Source organism: Polyangium sp. 6x1 (assembly GCF_029946515.1).
Taxonomy (GTDB): domain Bacteria; phylum Myxococcota_A; class Polyangia; order Polyangiales; family Polyangiaceae; genus Polyangium.
In genome coordinates, this window is the sequence record NZ_JARZHH010000017.1 from 128179 (window position 1) to 144073 (window position 15895).

13 protein-coding genes are annotated in these 15895 nt (G+C 68.6%); 8 read left to right on the top strand and 5 right to left on the bottom strand.

All coding sequences use genetic code 11. The annotated features are described in order from the left end of the window. Positions 1–38 precede the first annotated feature (38 nt). Entirely contained in the window at positions 39–2762 is a 2724-nt protein-coding gene (locus QHF85_RS18330; protein WP_281328503.1) for a serine/threonine-protein kinase, read from the top strand. A 33-nt stretch (positions 2763–2795) separates the two neighbouring features. Here the strand turns inward: QHF85_RS18330 and QHF85_RS18335 are convergent, their stop codons facing one another. Both QHF85_RS18335 and QHF85_RS18340 read right to left on the bottom strand, forming a co-directional pair. Beyond that, positions 2796–3428, bottom strand: coding sequence for a hypothetical protein (locus tag QHF85_RS18335; protein ID WP_281328504.1), 633 nt, complete (start codon positions 3426–3428; stop codon positions 2796–2798). Positions 3429–3483: 55 nt separating this feature from the next. After that, positions 3484–4848, bottom strand: a complete 1365-nt coding sequence (locus tag QHF85_RS18340) for an RCC1 domain-containing protein (protein WP_281328505.1) — start codon at positions 4846–4848, stop codon at positions 3484–3486. Positions 4849–5210: 362 nt separating this feature from the next. Here QHF85_RS18340 and QHF85_RS18345 point away from each other — a divergent pair, with 362 nt between their 5' ends. The 3 genes from QHF85_RS18345 (at position 5211) to QHF85_RS18355 (ending at position 7584) form a co-directional block, all read left to right on the top strand. After that, positions 5211–5372: a hypothetical protein gene (locus QHF85_RS18345; RefSeq protein ID WP_281328506.1), complete on the top strand. Its 162-nt coding sequence runs from the start codon at positions 5211–5213 to the stop codon at positions 5370–5372. 254 nt (positions 5373–5626) lie between these two features. Further along, on the top strand, positions 5627–5986 hold the full coding sequence (locus tag QHF85_RS18350; protein ID WP_281328507.1) for a hypothetical protein: 360 nt from the start codon (positions 5627–5629) through the stop codon (positions 5984–5986). 140 nt (positions 5987–6126) lie between these two features. After that, positions 6127–7584 (top strand): FAD-binding protein, encoded by a 1458-nt coding sequence (locus QHF85_RS18355; RefSeq protein ID WP_281328508.1) that lies wholly within the window; start codon positions 6127–6129, stop codon positions 7582–7584. Between the two features lie 39 nt (positions 7585–7623). On the opposite strand, the gene QHF85_RS18360 is transcribed toward QHF85_RS18355, so the two are convergent. Beyond that, entirely contained in the window at positions 7624–8844 is a 1221-nt protein-coding gene (locus QHF85_RS18360) for a glycerophosphodiester phosphodiesterase (RefSeq protein ID WP_348652745.1), read from the bottom strand. 426 nt (positions 8845–9270) lie between these two features. Here QHF85_RS18360 and QHF85_RS18365 point away from each other — a divergent pair, with 426 nt between their 5' ends. From QHF85_RS18365 to pstB, 4 genes are read left to right on the top strand one after another with little or no spacing between them, the layout of a single operon-like run. After that, entirely contained in the window at positions 9271–10116 is an 846-nt protein-coding gene (locus tag QHF85_RS18365) for a phosphate ABC transporter substrate-binding protein (RefSeq protein ID WP_281328510.1), read from the top strand. Continuing rightward, positions 10098–11075, top strand: a complete 978-nt coding sequence (gene pstC, locus QHF85_RS18370) for a phosphate ABC transporter permease subunit PstC (RefSeq protein WP_281328511.1) — start codon at positions 10098–10100, stop codon at positions 11073–11075. Before QHF85_RS18365 ends, pstC begins: the two co-directional genes overlap by 19 nt. After that, the gene (pstA, locus tag QHF85_RS18375; protein ID WP_281328512.1) at positions 11072–11968 is read left to right on the top strand and encodes a phosphate ABC transporter permease PstA; all 897 of its coding nucleotides are present in this window, start codon (positions 11072–11074) and stop codon (positions 11966–11968) included. Before pstC ends, pstA begins: the two co-directional genes overlap by 4 nt. Before the next feature lie 8 nt (positions 11969–11976). Continuing rightward, a complete protein-coding gene (gene pstB, locus QHF85_RS18380) occupies positions 11977–12720 on the top strand; it encodes a phosphate ABC transporter ATP-binding protein PstB (protein WP_348652746.1) in 744 nt (247 codons plus the stop codon). A gap of 24 nt (positions 12721–12744) precedes the next feature. Here the strand turns inward: pstB and QHF85_RS18385 are convergent, their stop codons facing one another. Together QHF85_RS18385 and QHF85_RS18390 are read right to left on the bottom strand one after the other, a co-directional pair. After that, on the bottom strand, positions 12745–13260 hold the full coding sequence (locus QHF85_RS18385) for a hypothetical protein (RefSeq protein ID WP_281328514.1): 516 nt from the start codon (positions 13258–13260) through the stop codon (positions 12745–12747). A 1026-nt stretch (positions 13261–14286) separates the two neighbouring features. Further along, a complete protein-coding gene (locus tag QHF85_RS18390; protein ID WP_281328515.1) occupies positions 14287–15756 on the bottom strand; it encodes a hypothetical protein in 1470 nt (489 codons plus the stop codon). Positions 15757–15895: the final 139 nt, after the last annotated feature.

Consider the following 15895-nt stretch of genomic DNA (forward strand, 5'->3'; position numbering starts at 1 on the left):
ATGCACGCGGCCATGATACACAAAGCCCCGCAACGACGATGGAGCACCCTGGAGAGAACACCATCTTCGCGTTCGTCGAAGGGCGACTCGCGGCGGCCGAGGCGAGCCAGCTCGACGACCACATCGACGCGTGCGAGACCTGCCGTTCGCTGGTGATCGCGGCGGCCCGGGCGTCGCTCGGCGCGGGGAGCGACACGGAGGGGGCCGCTCCTCCGTCTCCGTTCGAGGACGCGGCCCCGCTCTCGCCCGGCGCGCGGCTCGGCCGCTACACCCTCACCGACGTGCTCGGCAGGGGCGGCATGGGGATCGTGTATTCTGCACACGATCCGACGCTCGATCGCAAGGTGGCGCTCAAGGTCCTGCGCGGCGAGGTGACCGCGCGCGTCGGGGCCGACATCGCGTCGGCGCGGCTCCTCCGTGAGGCGCGCATCGCCGCGCGGCTCTCGCACCCGAACGTGGTGACGATCTACGACGTCGACAGCCACGGCGGGCAGATCTTCATCGCCATGGAGTACGTCGACGGCGAGCCGCTCTCCGCCTGGCTCGAAGCGGGGCCTCACCCCGCCGGCGAGATCCTGGAGCGCTTCACGCAAGCCGGGCGGGGGCTCGTGGCGGCCCACGGCGCGGGGCTCGTACACCGGGATTTCAAGCCTGCCAACGTGCTCATCGGCAAGGACGGGCGCGTCCGCGTCAGCGATTTCGGGCTCGCCGGTTGGACGAGCGAGGACGCCTCGGGCAAGGCCGCGGCCGAGGGAGCGGCGACGCTGACCCGGACGGGCGCGCTCCTCGGAACGCCGCTCTACATGGCCCCGGAGCAGCACCGCGGCGAGAGGGCAGGGCCGCACGCGGACCAGTTCAGCTTCGCGGTCGCGCTGTACGAGGCGCTCTACCGGCGCTCCGCGTTCGAGGGCAAGACGCTCGACGAGCTCTCGGCGAGCAAGGCGCGAGGACCCGCCGAGCCGCCCGGCGGCGGCGAGGTGCCCGAGCACGTCCGGCGCGCCCTGCTGCGCGCCCTGCGCCCGCAGCAGGAAGAGCGTTTTCCATCCATGGACGCGCTGCTCCAGAAGCTCGCGGCCGACCCCGCGCGCACCCGCCGCCGCGCCGCCGTCGCCGTGCTCGCGGGCGTCCTGCTCGCGGCCGGCCTCTCCGTTCCTGCCTGGATCGCGCGGGAGCAACAGCGCGTTTGTCGCGGCGCCGAGGTGAAGCTCACGGGCGTGTGGGACGAGGGGCGGCGCGCTGCCGTGCGCGGCGCGTTCGGCGCCTCGAAGGAGCCGTTTGCCTCGGTGGCGCTCGGGCAGGTGGAGCGCGCGCTGGACGCTCAGGCGGCCGCCTGGGTCGCCGGCCATGTCGACGCCTGCGAGGCGACGCGGGTGCGCGGCGAGCAGGCCGAGTCGGTGCTGGCGCTGCGCATGGCCTGCCTCGATCTGCGGGCCAAGGAGCTCAAGGCGCTGGTCGACATCTTCTCCGAGGCGGATAGCGCCACGGTGAGCCGCGCCGTGCAGGCGGCGAACGCAATGACCCCGGTGCGCGCCTGCGCCGACGTGGCGGCGCTCTCCGGGCCCGTGCCGCCGCCGGACGATCCCGCGCTGCGCGCGCGCATAGACGCCGCGCGCGGGCAGCTCGCGCGCGGCAAGGCGCTCTACGACGCCGCGAAATACCCGGCCACGCGCGCCCTCGCCGACGAGGTGGTCGCGGAGGCCAAGGCGATCGCCCACCAGCCGCTGCTCGCCGACGCGCTCGACCTCCTGGGAAAGGTGCAGCAATCGCAGGGCGCGCACGCGGAGGCCGAGGCGACGTTCCTCGCGTCGATCCGGGCGGCAGAGGCGGGCCGCCACGATTGGCAGGTCGCGAATGGGCTGACGTCGCTGGTGTTTTTGGCGGGGCACCCGCTCGGCCGCCCTGCGGACGCGCATCGGTGGGCGGAGCTCGCCGCGGGAGCGATCGCCCGGCTCGGCGGAGACGTCGAATTCGAGGCGGCGCTGGCGGGCAACGAGGCGCCCGTCTACCTCGAGGAGGGCAAGCTCGACCGGGCGCTCGAGGCCGCCTCGCACGCCCATTCGCTCGAGCAGCGGCTGCACGGCGACGCGCACCTCCACACGGCCAAGGTGAAGACCAACCTCGGCGCCGCGCTCGTGGCGCTCGGCCGTTACGCCGAGGCGCGTGGCCATTACCAGGGCGCGCTCGCGACGTTCGAGGGGATGCTCGGCCCGGAGCACACGGCCTGCGCGACGGTCCTGAACAACCTCGTGGAGGTCCATGTCCGGCTGAACGATCTGCCGGCGGCGCGCGCAGCGGCCGAGCGGGCCTTATCCATCCGCGAGCGCGCGCTCGGCCCCGAGCACATCGCGCTGGCCAGCACGCTGCTCAACCTGGCCGAGGTGATGATGAAGGAGCGCGCATTCGCCGACGCGCGCCCTCGCCTCGCGCGGGTGGTCGCCATTTACGAGAAGACCGTGGGGCCGGCGCACCTCAATCTCGCCGAGCCGCTGGAAAACCTGGGCGAATTGCATCTGGAGACCCACGAGCCGGCGGAGGCGATCCCGCTGCTCGAGCGGGCACTTTCGCTGCGGGCGTCGGGCGCCGAGGGGCCGTACAAGGACGCATCCACGCGGTTTTTGCTGGCGCGCGCCCTCGCGGCGGCGGGCAGGGATCGCGCCCGCGCGAAGAAGCTCGCGGAGGAGGCGCAGGCGACCTATGCCGCAGGGGGCGAGGCCTGGGCGGCGCCGAAGGCGGAGATCGTGGCGTGGCTCGCGCAGCGGTGAGGCGAACCGTGGCGGCTCCATCGCCCCTGCCCATCAATTCGTGCTTTCGTGCGCCAGCCTTGCGACGATCGCGAGCCCTTCCTCCGCATGCCTCTGCGCAAGGGTCCACCCTGCCTCGTCGCAATGCCTCGTATACGCGTCGATGGCCTTCATGAGACAAGGGCCCGAGAATCGGAGGAGACGGCCGGAGTCGCCACGCATCCCCCACCCGGGATACAGCATCGAGCCAGCGTCCAATGCGTTGACCAGCACCTGCGTCCACATGTCGAAGGCCATTGAGAGCAGGCGACATCGCGCATAGCCGACTCCATTGTCGCGTGCGAGGCGCGGATCGTCCGGGTCTGGAGCGCGTCCTTGTTGCGCCTCGGTGATTCCTTCGATCATTAGAGCTTTCACGTCGGGACGATAGGACGTCTCGTCGGTTCCAATGGCATCCATCAGTCGAAGGACGCGCGGCGCTCTCTCGATTTGCTCGGCTGCGGTCCGGAGGAGATGCTCGACGAGCCTTTTGCTGAACGGAGCGTCCTCGATCCACTTGGGCTCCATGCAGCCCGCGTACACGTTGACTCCACTCACCACCATCTCGACGCTGCGGATGGCGCCGGCCACGTGTTTGGACAGGCGCTGGATGGCAAGGAACGCGGATTCGCGGGCTTCCGATGACATCGCGCAAGGGTACCACTCCTCCAGCGCGCGTGGAAGAGCGGTCCACGAGGGACGCTCATCGATGGGGGAGGGGAACGAACGGGAGGTGTGTCCCCATCGTATCCAGGGATCGGCCATACGAACGATTCTTTTCCCCGGTACCAAGCTCGCCGAACAGACCCGCTCCCCAGCATTTCACCTGTCCAGCGTCCGCTCCGCCGAAGAGGACGCAGGTATGCGAGGCCCCCACGGCGATCTCCTCGACGGGGCTGTTCGTCCCGAGATCGACGAACGGAAGAGCATCGCCGAGGGATTCGCGTTTGCAACGATCGAGGTCATCTCCGACGCCGAGCGCCCCGAATTGATTGATCCCCCAGCACTTCACGCGCGGCGCGGAGCTGTCCCCCTCGACGATGGCGCAGAACCTGCTCCCGGAGGTCGCCGCCGAGGCGGCACGTAATCCTTTTCCGAGCAAGATCGGGGCGGACACCTCGGGGCAATGGCGATGGCCGATCGCGCCTCCGTCGACGAAGTCCCAGCAACGGAGAGCGCCTTCGTCATCGAGCGCGCACGAGCCCCCGACGCCGCCGACGAGGGCGATGGTGCGGCCCGGGAGGGGCACCACGTGCTCCGTGCCGACGCGGACATTCGGAGCGTTCAAAAAATCTTTTCCGACGACACCAACGGAGCGGACGCGCCCATCTTCAAATGCAACGTTGAGCGAGAGGCCTCCCGCCGCCATCGCGAAGGGCCTCTCCTTCGTGCCGAAATCGACGGCTTGCACCGGGACGAATCGCTCCTTGCCCCCCGGGATCTCGCCGAAACAACGCACCTCCCGCGCGGACCCGTCCTCGACGAGCGCGCAGGTGTACTTGATGCCCGCCGCGATGGAGACGATGGTCCCTTCGCCCATGTCGATCTTCGGCCAGGCATCCCCGAGCTCTCCCGGAGAATCGCCGCGATTGTCGTCGAGCCCGAGGGCGTGCGCATACCCCCAGCAGGCGAGCCGCGCTTTTCGTTCCCCGGGAAGCGGGGCCAGCGCCGCGCAGGCGTGCCGCTGCCCGGCGCCGAGGACCGTCGCTCGTTCGCGCGCGCCATTGCGGCGACCCAGATCGATGGGCGCCGCGCGGGAAAGCGCCCCGGGCGTGTCACCCAGATCGAGCTTGTTGCCTTGCCCTGGAACGCCATCCTCCCCGCGCCCCCAGCAGTACACCTCTCCGTCGTTGAGGACGCAGGTGATATGGTCCCCGGCGACGAGACGGGATCGGGCGACGACAAACCCACGCGGCGGGGCGCTCGGCTTCGCGGAGGGCAGGGCGCTCGAGGACGAGACGGCCGTGCCGGCCTCGGCGTTCGCGGGCGGAACGGGCGGAACGGGCGCGCTGCAGGACGAGACCGCGAGGGGCAGGACAAACAGGGCCAAGGGGAGGTTCTGGCGCACGCCCGTTGATACCGCAGCGGCAAACCATGCGTCAATGGCAGTCCTCGAGGTCCCCTCGGGCGCACCTCCGCGGCGCGACCGCGGCCCCCAGGGTGCGCGGTCGGCGCCTCGGCGGGCACGAGATCCACCATCCCCCGCCGCCGTGGAGATAGGACAGGATATGTCCGTCATGCGGGCACTTCTCCCTGGACGCGGGGGCTTTCGGCGGGCAATCTACGCCGCGCTCGACGACGGGCCACGCATTCGATCCGAGCTGGCGGATCGCGTTGCCGTGGGACGGCTCGGTGCGCGCATGGGTTGAGGTTCCATCCCCCGTCGGGCGAGGAGGCTGCGGTGTCGCGCTGCGATCGCAGTGGAGGAGAATGAAGAAGGTCCTCGAAATTATCGCGGTCATCGTGGTGGTGTTGTGCCTCATCAGCGTGGGCGTTCTGCTCTCCCGCGCGCCCGGGAGCGGCGCGCGAGCCATCCCCGGAAGCGCCGTGGACGACGCTCACACGGCGACCATCATCGGAGGCGGGCCGTGAGGCGCGCCTCCTCGCCTTGTCCCCCGCGCGGCTGAGCTCGGGCCGATCGCGCCACGTCCTTCCCCGCATCCGATGCGCCGCTGCGCGAGCGCCGGACCGTTTGACCGCCACGCGGCAAGCGTGCTACGCGCCGAGCGTATCAAGAGCGTGCCGCGCGTCCCGCGCGCCCTGCCCCGAGGAAACCAAACCAAGATGACGAAACACAACCGCGAGCGGCTCGCCGACGGGATCCTGGGCGGCGCACAGGTCGGCGAATGAGCGCAGGAAACAACGTCGTGCGTATCGACATGCCTGGGGCCGTCCCCATCGCGAACGGCACCCTCGTCGACGTATGGATGGCGCAGCAAAAGGGCGGCATGTTCTCCTCTGACTACAACGGCACCTGGCTCCAGGTGGTCGACACCGGCGTGATCTATTCCGAGGCCGTGTTTTATCGAGAGGTGAGCTCCGTGGTGAATCGCGAAACTCCTCCGTCGCTGGAGGTGCGCGGCGATCTGCACACGCTCGCCAAGTTCCGCGGCCGCATCATCTACTGCCGCGTCGCGTACACGTACGAGCTCCAGATGACCACCCTGCTCGTGCAATACGAAAACGCCCCCGCGGCCTATCGCTGACGCCGCGCGGCCTGCGTGATCCGACGCGGTGGGAGCGATTCTGGGCTGATTCCTGCTCGACGCTCTTTCGGCTGCCATGGCGGCGCGCTTCCCGTATACTTGTCCCGTCCGCCTTTCCCTTCGTTCAGGAGCGATCGCCCATGACGCAGCCCCAGAGCCGCAGAACCTTCCTCGCCGTCCTCGCCTCCGCCTCCGCCGTCCTCGCCTTCAGCCCCTCTGCGCGCGCGTGGTTATCCGAGCCCGACGCCGCCTCCGATGCCGTCCCCGTCCCATCCCTCGACGGGCAGCTCCTCTTCGCTCCCGACGATCTCGCCGCGGCGGCGGACGATTTCGGCCACTTTCTCCACCACACCCCCGTCGCCGTCCTCCTGCCTGGCTCGATCGCCGACATCCGCGCGATTCTCCGCTTCGCCCACGCCCACCGGATCCCGGTCGGCGGGATGAGCATGATCGGCAATACCCATAGCGTCTACGGCCAATCCCAGGTCGAGGCGGGCATCGTGATCAACATGGCCTCCCTCGCCACCATTCACGAGATCGACGAAGACAGCGCGCTCGTCGATGCCGGCGTGCGCTGGGTCGACCTCCTCGCCGCCACGACGCCGCTCGGCAAGAGCCCTCCGGCCCTCACCGATCACATCGACCTCAGCATCGGCGGCACCCTCTCCGTGGGCGGCATTGGCGGCCAGGCGTTCCGCCATGGCATGCTCGTGGACAACGTCCTCGAGCTCGAGGTCATCACGGCGCAGGGACGACTCGTCACCTGCTCGCCCACCCACCAGCCCGACCTTTTTCATGCGGCCCTCGGCGGGATTGGCCAGTTCGGCATCATCGTCCGCGCCCGCGTCCGCCTCATCGACGTCCCCGGCATGGTGCGCCGCTATACCGCCTTGTATCCCGCCCTCGTCGACCTGATGGCCGACCAGGAAAAAGTCATCGACGACGGCCGCTTCGACTACGTCGAGGGGTTCGCGCAACCCGCCGAAGGTGGCGGATGGATGTATCAGATCGAGGCCGTCAAATACTACGCCCCGGGGCAGCCCCCCGACGACGCCGCGCTCACCGGCGACCTCACCTTCGCGCCCTCCACCCTCACCGTGGAAGACCTCACCCACTTCGATTTCGCGAACCGCATTGCGCCCCTCGTCGCGTTCCTGAAGTCCATCGGCGCCTGGCAGCTTCCCCACCCGTGGATCGACATGTTCGTCCCCGGCTCCGAGGCGGCCTCCTTCATTCAATCCGTCCTCGACCAGACGACCCTCGACGACATGGGCGGCGGACCCATTCTCATTTACCCGTTCAAACGCGCCGCCGTCACCGTTCCCTTCGTCGCCCTCCCCGACGAGCCCACGGTGTATCTCTTCTCTCTCCTCCGCACTGCGCCCCCGCCCGTCGTCTCCGATCTCCTCGCCAAGAACCGCGCGATCTACGAGGATCTCCGTGATCTCGGCGGCAAACGTTATGCCGCGAGCGGCGTCCCCTTCACGTCCGATGATTGGCGTGATCACTTCGGCTGCATGTGGCCGCTCTTCGTTCACCTGAAACACCGCTTCGACCCCCGCCGCATCCTCACGCCCGGCCCTGCCATTTTCGACTGAGAGGATGTCCCACCGATTGCGGTGCGAGTCGAGCCGCGCTCAAAGTCCCAGGCGGGCGCGCGCCTTCACGGCTTCGTCGGGAAAGTCGCTGAACACCCCGTCGATGCCGAGGCGGTAGAAGACGTCGTACTCGGTCGCCGGGCTCGCTTCGTAGTCCCCGGCGAGGAACATGGCCTCGCTCCGGAACGTCCACGTATGGACGAACAGGCCTTTGGCGTGCGCCCGCGCGACGAGATCCGTCGGCGCGAGGGACGTTCGATCCGCGTCGTCCACGCTGCCGTCACCATTCACGTCGTCCGCTTCTCCGTCGCCGTCCGCGTCGACGCCCTGCGCCGACACGATGTACCGCTTCCAAGGCGACACGCCGTCCGCATAGCCCGCGACGAATGAGAGCCCCTCGTCCGTGAGCAGATCGGCGAACGTACGCGGGTCGTTTTTCTTCGCGAAATCGTACGGTTTGTCGAAGGGCGGGGCGAGCGTGATCTTCCCGTCGAGCGCGACGCCGTCCGCGTCGATGAGCTGCACGAGCGGGAGCGACGTCTTTTGCCGCAAGTATTGCAGGTTTCCGACCTCGAACGACTGGAGGATCACCTTCGCGTCCGGGCCCGTGAGCCCGGCCTGCTCCAGCGCGGCGAGCAGTTTGTCCTCGAGCGGCAGGCCGATGTCTGCGTGATAGGTCGGATGCTTCGTCTCCGGGTAGACACCGATGGCGCGCCCGGTCTCCGCCGATTTCTGCTTGGCGAGCGCGAGGATCTCCTCGAACGTCGGGATCTCGTACTTGCCATTCTGATCCTGCGGCCTGTAGCTCCGCGGCTGGACGGCGCGGAGCTGCTTGATCTCGGCGAGCGTGAAATCGCTCGCGAAAAACCCTTCCACGGGGACGCCGTCGACGGTCTTCGTCGTCTTCCGGTCCGCGAACTCGGGCTTCGACGCGACGTCGGTCGTCGTCGAGATCTCGGGCTCGTGGCGGGCGACGAGGTGGCCGTCCTTCGTGGCGACGAGGTCCGGCTCGATGAAATCGGCGCCTTGCTCGATGGCCAGCGTGTAGCTCGCGAGCGTGTGCTCGGGCAGGTACCCGGAGGCCCCGCGATGGCCGGTGACGAGCGGCGCCTCGCCGTTCAACGTCTTCCAGGCCTCGGGCGGGGGGGTGTCTGGACGCCCGCCGCTCGTCCCATTGCCGCAGCCAACCAGGAGGGCCGAAAGGAGCACCCCGCGGACGGCCGTCCGCGCTTCGATGACCGGTATTTTCATGAAGGATATCCTCGCCGCGTCGTCGTGGCGGAGCGCCACGGCAACGGATGATCTCGTGATGGGCCGACGATCGCAAGGCGCTTCACGCGGAAGTAACGGTAGCTTCGCGGACGCGACGCGTGAGGTCCGCTCCCGGGAACGACGAGGGCGCGGCGGGCAACCTGGTGCGGACGCGATTCGCGCGCTCGGGCAAAGTCAGCCCGAGGTGCGCCGAGCTCGTTTGAAGGCGGAAAACGCGAAGCAGATGCAGGCGCTCCAGCGGCACCCGCGGGAAGGGATTCCGCAGCTCCTCCGGGCGCACTATGGACGGGATCATCCGACGCAGGGACCGGAAACGAAATGCTCGAGCTCGCCTCCGGCACGCCGTGTCGAGGGAGAGCCTACGCTGCATTCAGGGGGCATGGCGATGTGGGTTGCCGGGCGACACGCCGGGTCGTGAATCGGGCACTCTTCCTGTGGGTCCTGCTCAGCCTGCTCGCGTGCAGCGGCCGTTATGGACGTGAACCGGGCGCCGGCGCGAGGATCACGGTCCGGGGCTCGGATACCCTCGTCGTGCTGATGCAACGCTGGGCCGAGGCGTACACGGCGAACCGGCCGGACGTGGTCGTGGAGGTCTCCGGCGGCGGCACGGGCACGGGTATCGCCGCGCTCATGAACGGGACGACCGATCTCGCCATGGCCAGCCGCCCGATAGCGCCCGAAGAGCGCGCCCGGATCGAGGACAGCGGCGCGAGGCTCGTCGAGGTCCCCGTGGCCCTCGACGCCGTCGCCGTGTACGTGCACGACACGAACCCCATTTCGTCGATGACGCTCGACGAGCTGCGAGACGTCTTTCAGGGCAAGATCCGGCGCTGGAGCGAGCTTGGGGGCGCGTCCCGGCCCATCGTCCTTTATTCGCGCGAATCGAGCTCGGGCACGTATGCCTACTTCAAGGAGCGGGTCCTCGAGAAAGGCGACTTCGCGCCGGAGGCCCAGAGCCTGCCGGGCACCGCGGCCGTCGTGCAAGCGGTCGCTCGGGATCCCATGGGGATCGGCTACGGCGGCATTGCACGGGCCCGCGGTGTGAAGGTGCTCCCGCTCGAGCTCGACGACGGGAGCCGCGTCCCACCCAGCCGCGAGGCGGCGATGGCCCGACGTTATCCCCTGACGCGCCCGCTCTTCCTTTACTTCGTCACGCCGACGAACCCGGGGACCGAGGCGTTCGTGCATTGGATCGTCGGCCCCGAGGCGCAGGGGCTCGCCGAGGAGGCGGGTTTTTTTGCATGGCGGGGCTCCTTATGAGCCGGGGCATCGCGCCTCGCCGGCGCTTCCGCCGTTCGCTCGGCGAGCGGCTCGCCGAGCGCGCGATTGCCCTCGCGGCGGCCTCGGCGATCGGCGCCATCCTCCTCATTTTCGTATTCGTCGTCCGTGAGGCGCTGCCCTTGCTCTGGGACGGCGGCGCCGACCTCGCGCTCGTGGCCCCGCAGCACTACCCCGGTTATGACCATCCGGCCTACGTATGGCAGCCCGTGGGTTACCCGCCGAAATACGGCGTGGTGCCGCTGCTCGCGGGCTCGCTGAAGATCACGGCGCTCGCCATGGCGATTTCCGCGCCTCTCTCGCTCCTCGCGGCGATATACGTCGCCGAGATTCTGCGACCGCGGACGCGCGCGCTGATCAAGCCGGTCATCGAGCTGCTCGCGGGGGTGCCTTCGGTCATTCTCGGCTTCTTCGCCCTCACGTTCATCGCGGACGCGACCCAGGACATCCTCGGCTGCACCTATCGCCTCAATGCGCTCGTCGCCGCGCTCGCGCTCTCGCTCGCGGTGCTGCCCGTGATCTTCACCGTATCGGAGGACGCCATCCACGGCGTGCCTCTCGCGCTCCGCGAGGCCTCCCTCGCGGTCGGCGCCCGTCGCCACCAGACCATTGCCCGCGTGGTCCTGCCGGCCGCGCTGCCGGGGATCGTGGCCTCGCTGGTGCTCGGGTTTGGCCGGGCCATTGGCGAGACGATGATCGTGCTCATGGCCTCGGGCAACGCCGCCGTGCTCGACGCATCGCCCACGTCGAGCGCGCGAACCCTGACCGCGACGATCGCGGCCGAGCTCGGCGAATCTCCTCGCGGCGGCGAGCACTGGCGCGTGCTCTTCCTCCTGGGAATGATCCTGCTCGTCGTCACGTGGGCGCTCGACACGTTATGCCGGGTCGTGGTGCGAAGGCTCGCGCGTCGGCTCAACCCTTCCGAGGGGGAGGGCCCGTGAACGTCGGCGATCGCGCGCTCCGGTTCGTCTCGGGCCTCGCGCTCCTCGTGGTGCTCGTCGCAATCTTTGCGATCCTCGGGATCGTGGTGGTGTATGGGGCGGGCGCGCTCTCGTGGCAAATGCTCGTCGATGCGCCCTCCAGTGATCTCGCCGGGGGCGGCGTGATGCCGGCCATTTATGGCACGGCGGCGTGCACGATGCTGATGACCTTGGCCGGCGTTCCCGTCGGGGTCGCGACGGCCGTTTATCTCGCCGAATACGCGCCGCAGCGATCCTGGTTCGCGACGGCCGTGCGCGCTGCCGTGCGGAGCCTCGCCGGCGTGCCCTCGATCGTATTCGGGCTCTTCGGCCTGGGCTTCTTCGCGCTGTTCGTGGGAGGCCGCATCGACGGCATGTTTTATTCGGACGCGACCTCGCCCGTGTTCGGAAGGCCCGCGATCCTCTGGTCGTCGCTCACGCTCGCGGTGCTCACGCTGCCGGTCGTCATCGTCACCACGGAGGAGGCCATCCGCCGCGTCCCGCGTGAGCACCGCGAGGCCTCCTATGCGCTCGGCGCGACCAAGCTCACGACGATCGCGCGCGTGGTTTTGCCGCACGCGCGCGCCGGCATTCTCACGGGCGTCGTGCTCGCGGTGAGCCGCGGCGCGGGCGAGGTCGCGCCGATCCTCTTCACGGGCGTCGCCAATTACCTCCCGCGGGTCCCGACCGACGTGCGGGATGGGTTCATGCATCTCGGTTATCACGTGTATGTCCTCGCCACGCAGGCTCCGGACGTCGATCGGGCACGACCGATGCTCTTCGGCACGGTGCTCGTGCTCCTCGTGCTCACGCTCGTGCTCGACGCGGCGGCGCTCGTGCTGCGGGCGAGGGCGCAGCGAGGGACGCGCGTATGACGGCGAAGATGGAGGCCCGGGATCTCGTCGTCCATTACCGCGAGAAAGTGGCGCTCCGGTCTGCGAGCCTCACGATTCCCGAGAACCAGGTGACCGCGCTGATTGGCCCCTCTGGCTGCGGCAAGAGCACATTCCTGCGGGCGCTGAACCGCATGCACGAGCTCCATGACGGCGTGCGGGTGACGGGCAAGGTCTACCTCGACGGCGCCGATATCCTCGACCCGCACGTGGACCCGGTGGAGGTGCGCCGGAAGGTCGGCATGGTCTTCCAGCGGTCGAACCCGTTCCCGAAAACGATCTTCGAGAACGTGGCGTATGGCTTGCGCGTGGCGGGCGAGCGGAATCGCGCCGTCCTCGAGTGCCGCGTGCACGAGTCGCTCGAAGCGGCCGCGCTCTGGGACGAGGTGAAGGACCGGCTGCACGAATCCGCGCTCGAGCTCTCGGGCGGGCAACAGCAGCGCCTCTGCGTGGCGCGCGCCGTGGCCGTTCGGCCCGAGGTGCTCCTCATGGACGAGCCCGCCTCGGCCCTCGATCCCATTGCCACGGGGCGGATCGAGGAGCTCATCGTGGCGCTCAAGGAGAAATACACGATCGTGCTCGTCACGCACTCCATGCAGGAGGCGCGGCGGCTCAGCGATCAGGCTGCGTTCCTCTATATGGGCGAAATCGTCGAGGTGGCCCCCACGCCCGAGCTCTTCGAGGCTCCCCGGCAGCCGCGCACGCAGGCGTACCTGCGGGGTCACTTCGGCTGAATTGCGGAGCGGCGGGCGCCGATTTCAGAGCTGGCCGATCAGGATGAGGCCGACACGATCCGCGGAGGTCATGGGCACGACGGCCAGCACGCGGGGGAGGGAAAGGCGCGAGGCCCTTTCGGCAGGCGCATCGACATCCTCCGTGGAGAGCACGGCGATATCGATCGCTGGAGCGGCCAGAACGCCAAGGAAACCGCCGAAGATGGCCGAGACGCCTGGAATGTCGTCGTGGCCCCAGGCGAGCCCCATCCCGGCGCCAATCCCGGCCATGACCACGGGGAAGCCGAGATTCAGCGCGAGGCTGCCGAAGCCCTTGCCGACGTGACCGTGCGACCAGTGCACGATCGGCGGCACGAACGCCCGCAAGCCGAGGGTCACGGGCCCGAAGAGCGCGAGCTTCACCGTCGACAAGGGGAAGGCCACGATGTCGGCCGCGCCGATGCCGATCAAGGTTTGCCACCCATACCAGCGCTGGACCCGTGTCGAGGTCGGCGCGGCGCGCACGGAGGGCAGGGGCACGAGCGCCGGCGTATGTCCCACGGGTATCATCCGTGCATGATTCTTGGGGGAGGCGAATGGATACGTTGGAACGAACGGGGACATCGCGAGGCGCGTCGCGGGCGACGCCGCTGGGGTCGGAGGCGGCTCCGCGGCTCGCGCAGGGGCGATGCCCGCCCCGAAGGCAAGCGCGAAGGCAAGCATGGCCAGGCGTGTCATCCACGCGCTTATACCATTGCCGACAGCCTGTCAGCTATCCTTCCTTCGGTCCAAATGCCTCGGGGCGCGCCAGGGTAGCAGCGTCGTGGGGTTCGTCGCGCTTGCGGCGCTCGGGGTGTTCGGGCTGTAGGTGCAGGGAACACCTTTTTCTGTCGACACGGAAGAGCCCCATCCGGATGGGCGTTGCGCACGGCCTGGCGGGAACGCCATCAAGCTGCCGCCCTCGACGACAGAGAGGGGCGGCCTGCTTTGCTCGCACAATCGGCACGGCGTGCGTACCGGATGCTTCTTTCCGGGAGCCGTTGCCGTGATCATGGAACGGAGCGTACAGGAATGCGTTTTTTCGAAAAGGCGAGCTTGGTTGGTCTCTTTTTGACGGTCACGGCCTGTGGAGCCACTTCGGGTCCCGCGGGCGGCGGAGGCGGTGGTGGGGAGGGAGGCCAAGGAAGCGCGTCCACGAGCTCGGGGCCCGGCTCGTCTTCGAATTCGAGCAGCGGGTCGGGGGGCAATGGCGGAGGGGGCGGGGATGCGGCATGCGTGGAGGCATGCAACAAGTCAACGGCACTGGTCGCCGCGTTCGGGTGTAATGCAGACCCAACCAAATGCAATTGCAGCCCTGAATGCGCGGACGAGCTCTCCGCGTGGGTCGATTGCATGCCGCAGCCCCAGGAGACCTCCGCGTGCTCGTGCAACGAAGCCAACGAGCTTTCCTGTGATGACACGGTATGCCAGGCGGAGGGGAAAGCCTTCCAGGATTGCTACTACAAGTAGCCCGCCGAGACACCGTCGTCTGGTGGGCGCGCCTTCGGCCCCCCGCATCAAAGGCTTGCGGGGGGCGCGAAGGGGCGATCACTCCGCAGCGCAGGGCATTGCGCGGAAAATACGGACGGCGCTGCCCTTCGTGCCCTTCGCGGCGAAGGCGACGCTGCCATCCGGGTAGGCGCGGAACGCCTGGTAACGATTGCCCGGCACGCCGGCGTCGAGCACGTCGCTCACGGCTTCGCCGGTCGCCACGTTCAGGACCTGGACGAACATCTTTCGATTTCCGTCGGAGGCCTTGAGATCCCCCGAGGCGGTCGAGGTCTCCCAGCCGGCGAGGAGGTACTTGTCGCCGTAATTCGCGAGGTAGGGCGCGCGCGCGTTCTCCCCGGCCTTGCCGGCGAGCACGATGTCCTTGTCGGCCGTCCCGCCGTTGAAATGCAGGAGGTGGACCTCGGCGAGGCCGTCGGCGAGGGCGGGCTGGCCATCTTGACGGTCGCTCGTCAGGGCCCAGTATCCGCCGTCGTGATCGAGGGCGACGTCGCTCAAATTCGCGTACGCGAGGTCGATCCCCTTGATCGTGGAGACGGCCGGGGCATAGGCGATCCGGTTGTTGTTGTCGGTCTTGCAGATGGTGACGTATTTCTTCGCGTCCGGATCCCAGGTGATGCGCTCGTAGCCGCTGTGGCTACAACCCCAATCGAACCCGCCGGAGATCGGCTCTCCGGCCGGGGAGACGACCTTCATGCGATCGCCTTGGTGGATGTTGATGCAGCCGCCTTGCGTGACGCTGATCGCCGCGCCGAAATAACCGGCGAAGTTCGTGCCATCCGAGGCGATGCGGCCGTGATGCGCGTACCACCAGATCATGAAGACGTCGGGGCCCGTCTTGCCGGTCGAATACGGGGGCAGGGCCGCGCTCGAGCTCGTGAGCTTCGTCGCCCAGGACTCGCTTTGGCCGTCGAAGCGCACCATGTACATGTCGTGGCATGCCACGGGCGGGTTTGGCGGATTGCCGCAGAGGTTCGTCGGATCGCCGCAGTTGAGCGTCCCGCCGCCTTGGGCGTCGCGCGTGAGGAGGAGGACGCCGCCTTTGTCATCGGCATAGAGGTCGCCGAAATCGTGGGCGTCGATATCGACGAGGTCACCGACGAGCTTGTCGTTCACGTCGAGCTCGGCGACGTGGACCTTGTCGTCGCTCCCCATGAAGGCCAGGCGGGAGCCGCCAGACGGTTTGGGCGAAATCGCGAGGGGGCGGAGATTTACCTCGTCTTCGTTCTGGTCGACGGCGATGGGGAGCTCGACCTCGGTGACGGTCAGCGTCGGAGTGCTGCATTTGCCTTGCGTTGGGTTTCCGGTCATGCCTCCGCCGGAGCTCGAAGAGGCCCCACCCATGCCCGAGCTGCTCGAGCTTCCCCCTGCGCCGGCGGCATTTCCAGCGCCGCCGCTGCCCGGATCCCCGGAGCCCTTTTCGCCGCTGCAGGCGACGACGAGCGCGAGGGGCAACGCGAGGAGGACGGCCGTGAGGGGACGTGCGTGGGAAAAAATTCTAGCATTCATAAAGTGTCACTTTCGGGGCTTGGAGGGACGACAATCCGAAGGCGCAAAGGATACCACGCGCGTCCAGGGATGGGATGGCCTTGGGGAGATGCGGAAGGGAGCGGGGTCCTCGGGGGCTTGGAGGAGAGCGCGCCTCGTG